12 protein-coding genes are annotated in these 12616 nt (G+C 66.7%); 5 read left to right on the top strand and 7 right to left on the bottom strand.

The genetic code is table 11. The features are described 5' to 3' along the window. Window positions 1-10: 10 nt before the first annotated feature. Together AVAK2825_RS14935 and AVAK2825_RS14940 are read left to right on the top strand one after the other, a co-directional pair. Window positions 11-406, top strand: coding sequence for a diacylglycerol kinase (locus AVAK2825_RS14935; RefSeq protein WP_284400185.1), 396 nt, complete (start codon window positions 11-13; stop codon window positions 404-406). Further along, window positions 399-995, top strand: a complete 597-nt coding sequence (locus AVAK2825_RS14940; RefSeq protein ID WP_284400187.1) for an LOG family protein — start codon at window positions 399-401, stop codon at window positions 993-995. The genes AVAK2825_RS14935 and AVAK2825_RS14940 overlap by 8 nt, the downstream gene beginning before the upstream one ends. A gap of 70 nt (window positions 996-1065) precedes the next feature. Here the strand turns inward: AVAK2825_RS14940 and AVAK2825_RS14945 are convergent, their stop codons facing one another. Continuing rightward, window positions 1066-1404, bottom strand: coding sequence for a P-II family nitrogen regulator (locus AVAK2825_RS14945; protein WP_092743842.1), 339 nt, complete (start codon window positions 1402-1404; stop codon window positions 1066-1068). 62 nt (window positions 1405-1466) lie between these two features. Then, window positions 1467-3119, bottom strand: a complete 1653-nt coding sequence (locus tag AVAK2825_RS14950) for an NAD+ synthase (RefSeq protein ID WP_284400189.1) — start codon at window positions 3117-3119, stop codon at window positions 1467-1469. Between the two features lie 282 nt (window positions 3120-3401). Between AVAK2825_RS14950 and AVAK2825_RS14955 the strand changes: the two genes are divergently transcribed. Then, window positions 3402-4718, top strand: coding sequence for a GNAT family N-acetyltransferase (locus tag AVAK2825_RS14955; RefSeq protein ID WP_284400191.1), 1317 nt, complete (start codon window positions 3402-3404; stop codon window positions 4716-4718). A 162-nt stretch (window positions 4719-4880) separates the two neighbouring features. Here AVAK2825_RS14955 and AVAK2825_RS14960 read toward each other — a convergent pair whose 3' ends face one another. The 3 genes from AVAK2825_RS14960 to AVAK2825_RS14970 all read right to left on the bottom strand — a co-directional run bounded on the left by AVAK2825_RS14960 (window position 4881) and on the right by AVAK2825_RS14970 (window position 7115). Beyond that, window positions 4881-5390 (bottom strand): chemotaxis protein CheW, encoded by a 510-nt coding sequence (locus AVAK2825_RS14960; RefSeq protein WP_272569450.1) that lies wholly within the window; start codon window positions 5388-5390, stop codon window positions 4881-4883. A 269-nt stretch (window positions 5391-5659) separates the two neighbouring features. Continuing rightward, the gene (locus AVAK2825_RS14965; protein ID WP_284400194.1) at window positions 5660-6301 is read right to left on the bottom strand and encodes a 3-oxoacid CoA-transferase subunit B; all 642 of its coding nucleotides are present in this window, start codon (window positions 6299-6301) and stop codon (window positions 5660-5662) included. Window position 6302: 1 nt separating this feature from the next. Then, window positions 6303-7115, bottom strand: a complete 813-nt coding sequence (locus tag AVAK2825_RS14970) for a CoA transferase subunit A (RefSeq protein WP_272569448.1) — start codon at window positions 7113-7115, stop codon at window positions 6303-6305. A 78-nt stretch (window positions 7116-7193) separates the two neighbouring features. On the opposite strand from AVAK2825_RS14970, the gene AVAK2825_RS14975 reads away from it, so the two are divergent. Together AVAK2825_RS14975 and AVAK2825_RS14980 are read left to right on the top strand one after the other, a co-directional pair. After that, the gene (locus AVAK2825_RS14975; RefSeq protein WP_272569447.1) at window positions 7194-7739 is read left to right on the top strand and encodes a PAS and helix-turn-helix domain-containing protein; all 546 of its coding nucleotides are present in this window, start codon (window positions 7194-7196) and stop codon (window positions 7737-7739) included. Between the two features lie 274 nt (window positions 7740-8013). Beyond that, the gene (locus AVAK2825_RS14980; RefSeq protein WP_284400198.1) at window positions 8014-8790 is read left to right on the top strand and encodes a hypothetical protein; all 777 of its coding nucleotides are present in this window, start codon (window positions 8014-8016) and stop codon (window positions 8788-8790) included. An 82-nt stretch (window positions 8791-8872) separates the two neighbouring features. Here the strand turns inward: AVAK2825_RS14980 and AVAK2825_RS14985 are convergent, their stop codons facing one another. Both AVAK2825_RS14985 and katG read right to left on the bottom strand, forming a co-directional pair. Beyond that, window positions 8873-10153 (bottom strand): NAD(P)/FAD-dependent oxidoreductase, encoded by a 1281-nt coding sequence (locus tag AVAK2825_RS14985; RefSeq protein WP_272569444.1) that lies wholly within the window; start codon window positions 10151-10153, stop codon window positions 8873-8875. Between the two features lie 166 nt (window positions 10154-10319). Beyond that, window positions 10320-12575, bottom strand: a complete 2256-nt coding sequence (gene katG, locus AVAK2825_RS14990) for a catalase/peroxidase HPI (RefSeq protein ID WP_284400203.1) — start codon at window positions 12573-12575, stop codon at window positions 10320-10322. Between the last annotated feature and the right edge of the window lie 41 nt (window positions 12576-12616).

Below are 12616 nucleotides of genomic sequence, written 5' to 3' on the forward strand. Positions count from 1 at the left end.
TGCCTGGCCTATGTCTGCCCCCTTCACACCCCACCCCCACAAAGCCCGCACCGGCCTGCACCGCCTGTGGCATGCCGGAAAGTATTCGGTTCAGGGCCTTCAGGCCGGCTGGGGCGAGAAGGCTTTTCGGCTGGAGGCATGCATGGCCTTCGTGCTGCTGCCCGCAGCATTCTGGCTGGGCCGTGGCTGGTTGGAGGTCGCGGCGCTCGCCGGCACGGTGGTTCTGGTGCTGATCACCGAACTGCTCAACTCCGGCATCGAATCCGCCATTGATCGCATCGGCCCCGAGTTGCACGATTTGTCCAAGCGCGCCAAGGACATGGGCAGCGCTGCCGTCTTATTGAGTGTGTTGCTGTGCTCAGGCGTCTGGGCTGCAGCCCTGTTTCAGAGGTTTTTCCATGGCTGAGCCGTCTTTTTCCCTGTGCGTCTATCTGGGTTCGCGCCCGGGCGAAAACCCGTTGTTCACCGAATCGGCCATCGCCGTCGGCGAATGGATCGGCCGCCATGGCGGCCAGTTGGTCTACGGCGGCGGTCGCAGCGGCCTGATGGGCACGGTGGCCGAGGCCACACGGCGCGCCGGTGGTCGCGTGCTGGGCGTGATTCCCCGGGCGCTCGTGGACAAGGAACTGGCCAACCGGGATTGCGATGAACTGCACATCGTCGAGACGATGCACGAGCGCAAGGCCATGATGGCCGAGCGCTGCAACGCGTTCCTGGCCCTTCCAGGCGGCATCGGAACGTTCGAAGAGCTGTTCGAGGTGTGGACGTGGCGCCAACTCGGCTACCACGACAAGCCCATCGGCCTGCTGAATGTGGATGGCTACTACGACGGGCTGCTGGCATTTCTGCAAACCAGCGTGGCCAGCGGGCTCATGAGCGACTGGCAGATGGGGCTGATGACGGCCTCCTCCGACCGCGAAAGCCTCCTGCAGTCCTTGGTCGAGGCCGCCGGCACGCAGAACGCGCAGCCGGTTCCACTGCGGACGGTGATCTGATGCGCCGGGGGTGAATCTCGCCGGGCCTACCGGCAACGACCGTGCTGCCACCCAGGCGCGGCATCGACCATCAGACGGCGGCTTCGTCCAGGTCGCCCGTGCGGATGCGCACCACGCGCTCCACGGCGGTGACGAAGATCTTGCCGTCGCCGATCTTGCCCGTGCGCGCCACGTTGACGATGGCGTCCACGCAACGGTCCACGTCGTCGGTCTTCACGACCACTTCCACCTTCACCTTGGGCAAAAAATCCACCACGTACTCGGCGCCACGGTACAGCTCGGTGTGGCCCTTCTGGCGGCCGAAACCCTTCACTTCGGTGACAGTGAGGCCCGTCACGCCGCACTCGGCCAGGGCTTCACGGACTTCTTCGAGTTTGAAGGGCTTGATGACGGCGGTGATCATTTTCATGGCGGAAACTCCTGGAAAGGTGAAATGCGAGGGATGCTCAAGGCCGCGTCGTCGTCGATCGCTCACGCCCGGAAACGGTTGGTGATGGGATAGCGCCAATCCTTGCCGAAGCTGCGGCGGCTGATGCGGATGCCCACCGGCGCCTGGCGGCGCTTGTATTCATTGAGCTGGATGAGGCGCGTCACGCGCTCCACGTCGGCCCGGTCGTAGCCGGCCTGCACGATGGCATCGATGGGCTCGTCGTTCTCCATGTACCGGGCGACGATCGCGTCGAGCACCTCGTAGGGCGGCAGGCTGTCCTGGTCCTTCTGGTCGGGGCGCAGCTCGGCGCTCGGCGGGCGCGTGATGATCCGTTCGGGAATGGGCTGCGCGCCGGTTCCGAAGGGGTCGTTGGCATTGCGCCAGCGCGCCAGCGAGAACACGGCCGTCTTGGCCACGTCCTTGATGACGGCAAAGCCTCCTGCCATGTCGCCGTAGAGCGTGCAGTAGCCGGTCGCCATCTCGCTCTTGTTGCCGGTGGTGAGCACCACCGCACCGAATTTGTTGGACAGCGCCATGAGCAATGTGCCGCGGATGCGCGCCTGCAGGTTTTCCTCGGTGGTGTCTTCGGGCAGGCCGGCGAACTCCTGCGCCAGCGCAGCCTTGAACGCCTCGAATTGCGGGGCGATCGAGATTTCGTCGTAGCGCACGCCCAGGCGCTCGGCCATGTCGCGCGCGTCAATCCAGCTGATGTCCGCGGTGTAGGGCGAGGGCATCATCACGGCGCGCACCTTCTCTGCGCCCAGCGCATCCACGGCGATGGCCAGGACCAGCGCGGAATCGATGCCACCCGACAGCCCCAGCAGCGCGCCGGGAAAGCTGTTCTTGCCGACATAGTCGCGCACGCCCATGACCAGCGCGCTCCACAGATCGGACTCCAGCGCGGGCAGCGGCGCGACCTCGGCCTTCAATTCGATCGCACCCTGCGCGACGTCCACGCGGACCGGAAAGCAGGCTTCCTCGAAGCCCGGCGCGCGCGCGGCCACGAAACCGTTGGACTGCAGGGCAAAGGAGCGCCCTTCGAAGAGCACCTCGTCCTGGCCACCGACCAGGTGGGCATAGACCAGCGGCAGGCCGGTCTCCGTGACCCGCTCGCGCATGATCTGCTCGCGTTCGGCGCTTTTGCCCAGGTGGAACGGCGACGCGTTGATGGTGACCAGCAACTGCGCCCCCGCCTGCGCCGCCCGGCGGGCGGGGCCTTCGAACCAGGCGTCCTCGCAGATCAGCAGGCCGACGCGCACACCCTCCACGTCGAAGATGCAAGAGCCGTCGCCCGGCAAGAAGTAGCGCCGCTCGTCGAACACGTCGTAGTTCGGCAGTTCCTGCTTGAGGTAGGTCTGCTCGACCACCCCGTTGCGCAGCACGCTGGCCGCGTTGTAGCAAAGGCCTTCGCCATCCGCTTCGGCCCGCTGCGGATGGCCGACCACGATGGCCAAGCCCTCGAATCGCGCCGTTTCTTGCGCCACCGTTGCCAGCGCATCCTCGCAACCCGACAGAAAAGCGGGCCGAAGGTAGAGGTCTTCGGCGGCATAGCCGCACAGCGACAACTCGGGCGTGAGCAGCAGGCGCGCGCCGGCCGCATGGGCTTGCTGGGCGCAGGCGATGATCTTGCGGGCATTGCCCGGCAGATCGCCCACCACGAAATTGAGCTGGGCGACGCTGATGACGAATGGCATACGGGGATGGAAAAAGGACTCGGACGATTATGTCACCCGTGTCACGCACGGCAGCACCTGGTGCCACAAGGCCCTGCGTTATCGCCGCGGGCACTGGAAAACTCTGTGGATAAGTCGTGGCTTGCCCTGTAAGGCGAGCCTAAGTCCTTATCAGGGCTGAAGGAATGTCCCCGTGCCCTCTTTTTAGGCACCCGGGCCGGTGTGGATGCCATACCCGCCCTGCGGCGGCGCAGCCCGGTTTGGGCCATGATGGCGGCCACCTTCCAACGACCGCACGCCGCCTTGTCCCAACCCGCCGATACCGCCTACGTCCTGCGCCTGCATCCGTCTCCCGACGACGTGGATGCCGATGCCTGGGATGCGCTCCTGGCCGCCCAGCCCCACGCCACCCCCTTCATGCGCCACGCCTACCTTGCGGCGCTGCACAGCAGCGGCAGCGCGGTGCCGGAAACCGGCTGGACGCCCGTGTTTTGCACGCTCTGGCGGGAGGAGGTGCTGCAGGGCGCGTGCGCGGTGTATGCCAAGCCGCACTCCTACGGCGAATACGTGTTCGACCAGGGCTGGGCCGGCGCCTATGCGCGCCACGGCATGGACTACTACCCCAAGGCCGTCGTGGCCGTGCCCTTCACCCCCGTGCCCGGCGCGCGGCTGCTGGCCGTGGATGCGGTGGCGCGGCATGCGCTGGTGCGGGCGCTGGTGCAGTGGTGCGACGAGGCGGGCCTGTCGTCGCTGCATCTGCTGTTCACCGCGCCGCAGGACGTCGAGGCCGCGCAGGCGGCGGGGCTGATGCTGCGGCACACGGTGCAATTCCATTGGACGAACGCGGCGCCCCCGCTCGGAGCCAGCGCGATCGCCTCGCCGGCCGAGGGGGCGCCCCCGTCCGGGAGCGAGGGGCCCCGGCCGATGGCCGACGCCAGCGGCGAAGCGCCCCCGCCTGCCGGCGAACGGCCGTTCGAATCCTTCGACCATTTCCTGGCCAGCCTGTCGAAGGACAAGCGCAAGAAGATCCGGCAGGAGCGGCGCCGGGTAGCCGACGCGGGCGTGGCGTTTCGCTGGATGCGGGGCACCGACATCACGACAGCCAACTGGGATTTCTTCTACCGCTGCTACGAGCGCACCTACCTGGAGCACGGCAACCCGCCCTACCTCACGCGCGAATTCTTCGCCCGCATGGCCGCCGACATGCCCGAGGCCTGGGTGCTGTTCATCGCCGAACGTGGCGGACACCCCATTGCTAGCAGTTTGATAGCAGTCGGGGCAAACGATACTAGGGCACAAGGCACAAAAGACCCGGAACTGGTGGCGTTCGGCCGCTACTGGGGGGCGCTGGAGCGGGTGGACTGCCTGCATTTCGAGGCCTGCTACTACCAGCCGCTGCAGTGGTGCATCGCGCACGGCGTGCAGCGCTTCGAGGGCGGAGCGCAGGGCGAGCACAAGATGGCGCGGGCCCTGCTGCCGGTGCAGGCCACGAGCGCCCACTGGCTCGCCCATCCCGCTTTTGCCGAGGCCGTGGACCGGTTCCTGGAACGCGAGGGAGAAGGCGTGGCGCAGTACCTGGAGGAACTGCAGTCGCGCAACCCGTTCAAGACGGGCCGGTGACCCGAAGCGCGTGAAAGCGCAGGCGCCCGACCCGGCCAGAACTGAGCCCGTGGCGGCGGCACAGCCGGCCGGGTTCAAGAGTCAAAAGCCCCTCCAGCGCAATATCCACTAGGGCATATCGCTACAAAAAATATAGCAAACGCTGCTGACCTTGGCAGCGGGCTACGCCACGGCAGCCGAGCGCACCAGCCCCATCTCGGCGCTGCTGAGCAGGGATTCGATGTCCATCATGATGAGCATGCGCTCGCCGACGCTGGCAATGCCGGTCACGAAGGCCGAGTCCACCTCGCCCTGGAACTGCGGCGCGGGCCGGATGGCCTCGGCCTGCAGGGGAACCACGTCGGCCACCGCATCCACGACGGCGCCCATCACAGTGCCGCCCACGTTGAGGATGATGACGACGGTGAAATCGGTGTACTCGGCCTGCGCGCAACGCAGCTTCAGCCGCAGATCGACGATGGGGACGATCACGCCGCGCAGATCGATCACGCCCTTGATGAAGTCCGGCGCGTGGGCCATGCGGGTGGGTTGCTCGTACGAGCGGATTTCCTGCACACGCAGGATGTCGATGCCGTATTCCTCCTGCCCCAGACGGAAGGTGAGGTACTCCGCTGCGTTGGCGGCGGCACCCGTGGCATGGCGGGGAGAGGCGGAAGCGGGGGTCGACAGCATGGCAGGTCCTTCACAGATCAGGGTTCAGCACGCGCAGACGACCGTCTGGCGCGCGCGGCAATAGGCCAGCATATCAGCCACGCTGTTACTTGTGCTGACATTTAGCCGATTTCACCTATTCAAAGAAGGCCATTGCTGTGCTAGCAACGGCCTGCCCTCAGGCTTGGGCAGCGCTGGGGCGGCTTCCTGCGGCAGGCCGGCGGGAAGCCCGGGGGCCTTCAAGAACCAGGCCGGCTGCCGGCCCTGTCCGGCGTGCCGACAGGACGGCCTCAGGCCGGCAGCAACGTGACGCCAGTCTTGGCCTGCAGCGCTTCGAAGGTCACGCCCGGCGCGAGTTCGACCACCTGCAGCCCCTTGGGCGTGACGTCCATCACGGCCAGGTCGGTGATGATGCGGTCCACCACGCCCACGCCGGTGAGGGGCAGCGTGCACTGGGGCAGGATCTTGAGGTCTTCGGTGCCGTCCTTCTTGCGCGCCACATGCTCCATGAGCACGATGACGCGCTTGACGCCGGCCACCAGGTCCATCGCACCGCCCATGCCCTTGACCATCTTGCCGGGGATCATCCAGTTGGCCAGATCGCCCTTCTCGCTCACCTGCATGGCGCCGAGGATCGACAGGTTGATCTTGCCACCCCGGATCATGGCGAACGACTGGTCGCTGCCGAAGATGGAAGAGCCCTTGATGGTGGTGACGGTCTGCTTGCCGGCATTGATGAGGTCGGCGTCCACGGCGTCTTCGGTGGGGAACGGGCCGATGCCCAGCATGCCGTTCTCGGACTGCAGCCACACTTCCTTGTCGCCCGTGAAATTGGCCACCAGCGTGGGGATGCCGATCCCCAGGTTCACGTAGAAGCCGTCTTCGAGTTCTTGTGCCGCGCGCGCGGCCATCTGGTCTTGGGTCCAGGGCATCTCAGGCTCCTTCTTTCTTGTTGACGGGCACCGTCACCGTGGGCACGGCTTCGCTGGTGGCAGCGGCCTGCGCGATCACGGCCTGGGCCTCGACCTTGGCAGCGGCCACATCGACGGGCGCGGCGGTCACGGTGCGCTTTTCGATGCGCTTTTCAGGGTTGGGGTTGTGCACGATGCGGTGCACGTAGATGCCGGGCAGGTGCACATCGTCCGGCGCGATGTCGCCCGTCTCCACGACCTCCTCCACTTCCACGATGCAGACCTTGCCGGCCGTGGCGGCCGCGGGGTTGAAGTTGCGCGCGGTCAGGCGGAATTGCAGGTTGCCGGACTTGTCGGCGCGCCATGCCTTGACGAGCGACACATCGGGCACCAGCGAGCGCTCCATCACATAGGTTTCGCCGTCGAATTCGCGCAGTTCCTTGCCCTCGGCCACCATGGTTCCGACGCCGGTCTTGGTGAAGAAGGCCGGAATGCCGGCGCCTCCCGCCCGCAGCTTCTCCGCCAGCGTGCCCTGTGGGGTGAATTCCAGCTCCAGCTCGCCGGCGAGGTATTGGCGCTCGAATTCCTTGTTCTCGCCCACGTAGGAAGAGATCATCTTCTTGATCTGGCGCGTTTCCAGCAGCTTGCCGAGGCCGAAGCCGTCCACGCCGGCGTTGTTGGAGATGACGGTGAGGTCCTTGACGCCGCTGTCGCGCAGGGCGTCGATCAGCGCCTCGGGAATGCCGCAGAGCCCGAAGCCGCCGACGGCCAGCATCTGGCCGCCGGCCACGACGCCCTTGAGCGCCTCGGCCGCGGTGGGAAAAAGCTTGTTCATTGGAGACTCCTCAACATCAGGTTGGATGGCCGCTACGATACTACGTACCCCGCTACGTAGTTCTCCCTAAATACTTCCATGGATGTCGCCGATTACCGCCTCGCTTTCGAAATGGCCCCGGTGGGTCTGGTCATTTCGCGCAACCGCACCATGGTGGATTGCAATCGCCAGGTGTGCGAGATGTTCGGCGCCTCGCGCGAGGTGCTGATCGGCCAGTCTTTCCGGATTCTCTATCCCAGCGCGGACGAATACGAACGCCTGGGCAAGCACATGGAGCCCATCCTGAATGCGCGGGGACACTATGCCGACAACCGCATCATGAAGCGGGCCAGCGGCGAGGTGTTCTGGTGCCATGTCTCGGGCCGGGCGCTCAACCGCGAAGCCCCGCATGAATCGGGCATCTGGAGTTTCGAAGACCTCAGCTCGCAGCGGTCCGTCAAGGCCGAACTGACCGGCCGTGAGCGCGAGGTGGCGGCGCGGCTGCTGGACGGCCTGACCTCCAAGGAGATCGGCCGCGCGCTCGACATCAGCCACCGCACGGTGGAAATCTACCGCGCGCGCCTCATGCGCAAATACGCAGCCTCCACAGCGGCCGATCTGGTGCAGAAGCTGATGGCGGGATGACGGTCGGCAATCAGGGATACCCCTACTAACACTTGCTTTCATCTGCGCTCCCTGGGTGGGGTACCGCGGCAAAGGGGTGGCGGATACCGTCTGCGCATCCCAACCTGCCCGTCGGCGGTGCGGCGCATGGTGCGCGGCGCCGCAGAGGGCAACCCATTCCAAGACCATGCCCACCAGTTCCCATTCGCTCCGCGCGGTAGCCGCTTTCGCCGCCCTCGCCGCATTGACTGCAGCCTCCCTGACCGCGTGTGGCGGTGGCGGAGGCGGAGGCGACGTGACCACCCCGCCCGGCGGCACCCCGGCGCCGGCGCCCACGCCGGCACCCGCCCCATCGCCATCGCCATCGCCGGCACCATCACCCGCTCCGGCACCGGCCCCCACTCCAACCCCCGCACCTTCGGGCAGCAGCTCCGCCGCCTGCTACAACGCAGCGGACTTCAACGAGGGAACCGTGCTCGTCGAAGAGGGGCTCACGAAGATGGACGGGCAACCCGACCTCACGACCACCAGCACCACGACGACCGGAGGCCGGCAGGATTTCGCGGGTGCGAAACCGGTCATGTTCACGCCGCAGTCCACCGGTTCCCTCGGCAACAACCGGCTGTTCCGCGACCGCACGGCCAGCAGCGAACTGGCGTACGGCGTCGTCTCCGACACCTCCACCCAGGTGCTGACGCAGGTCTACGATCCACCGGTGTCCACGCCCTTGGACATGCAGCCCGGCCAGACCGTCCAGCGGAACCACAAGAACCAGTTCACGATCGTGCCCAAGGCGGGCTCGGCGCCCAGCTCCTATTCGGAAACCGTGGAGGACCAGTTCACGTACGTGGGCAGAGAGTCGCTGCAGACCGCCATGGGCACCTTCAACGTCTGCAAATTCAACAACGACTTCGTCACGGTGGGGCCGACCGGGCGCGCCGTGGCCAACTTCCAGACCTGGGTGGTCGCAGAAGGCCCTTACCAGGGCCGGACGATCAAGATCGCCACGTCCAGCTCCAACGGCAGGCCCTCGACTTACGAGGTGACGAAGATCACATATACCCCCAAATAAGGCGCGCAGGCGGGCCGCAGGACGGTGGTGGGCGGCCGGTTCGGAACCGGCATGCCTGCCCCGCCCGGCTGAACCCACGCGCTCAGTGGAGTTTCAGCCGTCCGGACACGCGCTGCTGCAGCAGCCGCGCCAGGGCGAGCACGGCCGTCTTGCCCAGGCCCAGGATGGCCCGGTGGTGGTTCAAGTGCAAGGAGATGTACATCCACTTCGCGATGAGGCCTTCCACGAAGAAGTTGCGTCCCATCAGGCCTCCCATGAGGTTGCCCACGCCCTTGTTATCGCCCAGCGACACCAGCGAGCCGAAGTCGCGGTACACGAATGCCTCGGTCACCTCGCGCTCGCGCAGCATCGCGCCCAGCACCTTGGCCAGATAGTCGGCTTGCTGGTGCGCGGCCTGGGCCCGCGCCGGCACGGTCTTGCCGCCCTCCCACGGGCAGGCGGCACAGTCGCCGAAGGCATAGACGCCGGGCACCGAGGTGCGCAGGCGGTCGTCCACCACGAACTGGTTCAGGCCGTTCACAGCCAGCCCCATGCGGGCGTTGGCATCGGCGGCCTTGATGCCCGCGGCCCAGACGATCATTTCGGCGGGAATGCTACCTTCGGAGGTGACCAGCGCGCCACGGCGCACCTCGGTCACACGCGTGCCGGTGCGCACGTTGACCTGCTTGCGCTCCAGCGCCAGCCGGGCCTGGGCCGATATCTTTTCGGGCAAGCCGCCCAGGATGCGCGGGCCGCCTTCCACCAAGGTGATGTCGAGCCGAAAGCGCTGGCCGTCGCCCATGCTTTCCTGCAGTTCGGCATGGGCCTCCAGCAGTTCGGCCGACAACTCGACCCCGGTCGCCCCACCGCCCACGATGGCCACGCCCAGCGCACGGCTCTCGGAGAACGAGGCGCGGGCGCACGCGGCCAGCCAGTCGGCATGGAAACGCTGCGCATCGCGCACGTTCTCCAGCAGGTAGGCGTGCTCCACGCCGGGCGTGCCGAAGGCATTGGAGCCGCTGCCGATCGCCAGCACCAGGCGTGTGTAGCTCACGGTGCGCCGGGGCACCACGGCTTCACCCTGCGCATCGCGAATCTCGGACAAGGTGATGCCTTTGCGCTCGGTGTCGAGGGCCGCCATCTCGCCCATGGCAAAGCTGAAATGGTTGCGCCGGGCCAGCACGGTGTAGGAGAGCCCTTCCTGGTGGGCATCGAGCGTGCCAGCGGCGACCTCGTGCAGCGTGGGCTTCCAGATGTGGAACGGGCTGCGGTCCACCAGCAGCACCTTCTCCCGCCCTACCCGGGGCCCCAGGCCCCGCCCGAGGCGTGCCGCCAATTCCAGGCCGCCCGCCCCGCCGCCAACGATCACGATGTCGAAATGCATTCCATCTCCCGCTTTTTGTGCGATGCAGCAAGTTTAGGGGGCGCAGGCCTTTCCCGCGTCCAAAAGGGCTCCTTTGCCGCACACGGATGCAAAAAAGCCCACGGCGTCGAAGCCGCGGGCTTTTCCCGAAGAAAGCGCGCCGGCTCAGCAGAGCCGACGCGGCAGGTCAGGCCAGATCGAAGCGATCGAGTTCGGTGACCTTGGTCCAGGCTGCTACGAAGTCGTCCACGAACTTGCGCTTGGCGTCCGCTCCGGCGTACACCTCGGCTTGGGCCCGCAGCAGCGCGTTGGAGCCGAACACGAGGTCCACGCGCGTGCCGGTCCACTTGACCTCGCCGGTCTTGCGGTCGCGGCCCTCGAAAACCCCAGCGTCCTGGGCCGAGGCCTTCCACTCTGTGCCCATATCGAGCAGGTTGACGAAGAAGTCGTTGGTGAGCGAGCCGGGCGTTGCGGTCAGGACACCGTGGCGGGTTCCGTTGGCATTGATGTTGATGGCACGCAGCCCGCCGACCAACACCGTCAGCTCGGGCGCTGTCAACGTCAGCAACTGGGCCTTGTCGATCAGCAGCACCTCGGCAGGCACGCTGTAGCGGCGCATTTGGTAGTTGCGGAAACCGTCTGCCACGGGTTCGAGCACGGCGAACGATTCCACATCGGTCTGGTCCTGCCGCGCGTCGGTGCGGCCGGGGGAGAACGGCACCGTGATCTCGAAGCCCGCGCTCTGGGCCGCCTGCTCCACGCCTGCGGCCCCCGCCAGCACGATCAGGTCGGCCAGGGAGATGCGCTTGCCACCCGCAGCGCCGCGATGGAAGTCGCTCTGGATGCCTTCGAGCACCTGCAGCACCCGGGCCAGTTGCGCCGGCTGGTTGGCGTCCCAGTCCTTTTGCGGCGCCAGGCGGATGCGGGCGCCATTGGCGCCGCCGCGCTTGTCCGAACCGCGGAAGGTGGAGGCCGAAGCCCAGGCCGTGCCCACCAGTTCGGACACCGACAAGCCGGAGGCCAGGACCTGCGCCTTGAGGGCCGCCACATCGGACGCCTCGACCAGCGGATGGTCCACCGCGGGAACGGGGTCTTGCCAGAGCAGCACTTCCTTCGGCACTTCGGGGCCGAGGTAGCGCGCGCGCGGCCCCATGTCGCGGTGCGTGAGCTTGAACCAGGCCCGCGCGAAGGCTTCGGCGAAGGCCTGGGGGTTGTCCAGGAAACGGCGCGAGATTTTTTCATAAGCCGGGTCCATGCGCAGTGACAGGTCGGTGGTCAGCATGGTCGGCAGGCGCTTCTTGGCGGGGTCGTGCGCGTCGGGGATGATGGCTTCGGCGTTCTTGGCCTGCCATTGATGCGCGCCGGCCGGGCTCTTGGTGAGTTCCCATTCGTACTTGAACAGGTTCTCGAAGAAGTTGTTGCTCCACTGCGCGGGCGTGGTGGTCCAGGTCACCTCCAGGCCGCTGGTGATCGCATCGCCGGCCTTGCCGGAGCCGAAGCTGCTGGCCCAGCCCAGGCCCTGCTGCTCGATGCCTGCGGCTTCGGGCTCGGCGCCCACATGGTCGGCCGCGCCGGCCCCATGGGTCTTGCCGAAGGTGTGGCCGCCGGCGATCAGGGCCACGGTTTCCTCGTCGTCCATCGCCATGCGGCCGAAGGTTTCGCGGATGTCGTGCGCGGCGGCGATCGGGTCCGGATTGCCTTCGGGGCCTTCCGGGTTCACGTAGATCAGGCCCATCTGGACCGCGGCGAGGGGGTTTTCCAGGTTCCGCCCCTGGCTGTCCGTGCGGTCGGTTTCCTGGCCGTGCATGGCGGGGTCGGCCACCAAGGTGCCGTCGCCTGGGGCACCCTTGCCGTAGCGGGCGTCGCCACCGAGCCATGTCTTCTCGCTGCCCCAGTACACGTCCAGGTCAGGCTCCCACGTGTCTTCGCGGCCGCCGGCGAAACCGAAGGTCCGAAAGCCCATGGTTTCCAGCGCGACGTTGCCGGTCAGCACCAGCAGGTCGGCCCAGGAAATTTTTTGACCGTATTTTTGCTTAATGGGCCAGAGCAGGCGGCGCGACTTGTCGATGTTGACGTTATCAGGCCAGCTGTTGAGCGGCGCGAAGCGCTGCTGCCCACGGCCCGCACCGCCACGGCCGTCGCCCGTGCGGTAAGTGCCGGCGGCGTGCCACGCCATGCGGATGAACTGCGGACCATAGTGTCCGAAGTCGGCCGGCCACCAGTCCTGCGAGTCGGTCATGAGCGCGCGCAGGTCTTTTTTAAGGGCTTCGTAGTCGAGCTTCTTGAACTCTTCGGCGTAGTTGAAGCTGCCGCCCAGGGGGTCGGACTTGGACGAATGCTGGTGCAGCAGGTCCACGCGCAACTGGTTGGGCCACCAGTCCTTGTTGAGGGTTCCACCATTGACGGCGGCGGCATGGAACGGGCACTTGGTCTCTTGGCTCATGGGGCATTCCTCTTGCGGCTGATTGATGGGTGAATGCTAGA

Source organism: Acidovorax sp. SUPP2825, from assembly GCF_030158995.1.
In the GTDB taxonomy this organism is placed as follows: Bacteria; Pseudomonadota; Gammaproteobacteria; order Burkholderiales; family Burkholderiaceae_C; genus Paracidovorax.

Bases quoted from the DNA above. Each gene is read 5' to 3' on its own strand.
- AVAK2825_RS14985 (WP_272569444.1), bottom strand. From the start codon at position 10,153: ATGCATTTCGACATCGTGATCGTTGGCGGCGGGGCGGGCGGCCTGGAA.
- katG (WP_284400203.1), bottom strand. From the start codon at position 12,575: ATGAGCCAAGAGACCAAGTGCCCGTTCCATGCCGCCGCCGTCAATGGT.
- AVAK2825_RS14965 (WP_284400194.1), bottom strand. From the start codon at position 6,301: ATGCCCTGGACCCAAGACCAGATGGCCGCGCGCGCGGCACAAGAACTC.
- AVAK2825_RS14950 (WP_284400189.1), bottom strand. From the start codon at position 3,119: ATGCCATTCGTCATCAGCGTCGCCCAGCTCAATTTCGTGGTGGGCGAT.
- AVAK2825_RS14935 (WP_284400185.1), top strand. From the start codon at position 11: ATGTCTGCCCCCTTCACACCCCACCCCCACAAAGCCCGCACCGGCCTG.
- AVAK2825_RS14970 (WP_272569448.1), bottom strand. From the start codon at position 7,115: ATGAACAAGCTTTTTCCCACCGCGGCCGAGGCGCTCAAGGGCGTCGTG.
- AVAK2825_RS14960 (WP_272569450.1), bottom strand. From the start codon at position 5,390: ATGCTGTCGACCCCCGCTTCCGCCTCTCCCCGCCATGCCACGGGTGCC.
- AVAK2825_RS14940 (WP_284400187.1), top strand. From the start codon at position 399: ATGGCTGAGCCGTCTTTTTCCCTGTGCGTCTATCTGGGTTCGCGCCCG.
- AVAK2825_RS14975 (WP_272569447.1), top strand. From the start codon at position 7,194: ATGGATGTCGCCGATTACCGCCTCGCTTTCGAAATGGCCCCGGTGGGT.
- AVAK2825_RS14945 (WP_092743842.1), bottom strand. From the start codon at position 1,404: ATGAAAATGATCACCGCCGTCATCAAGCCCTTCAAACTCGAAGAAGTC.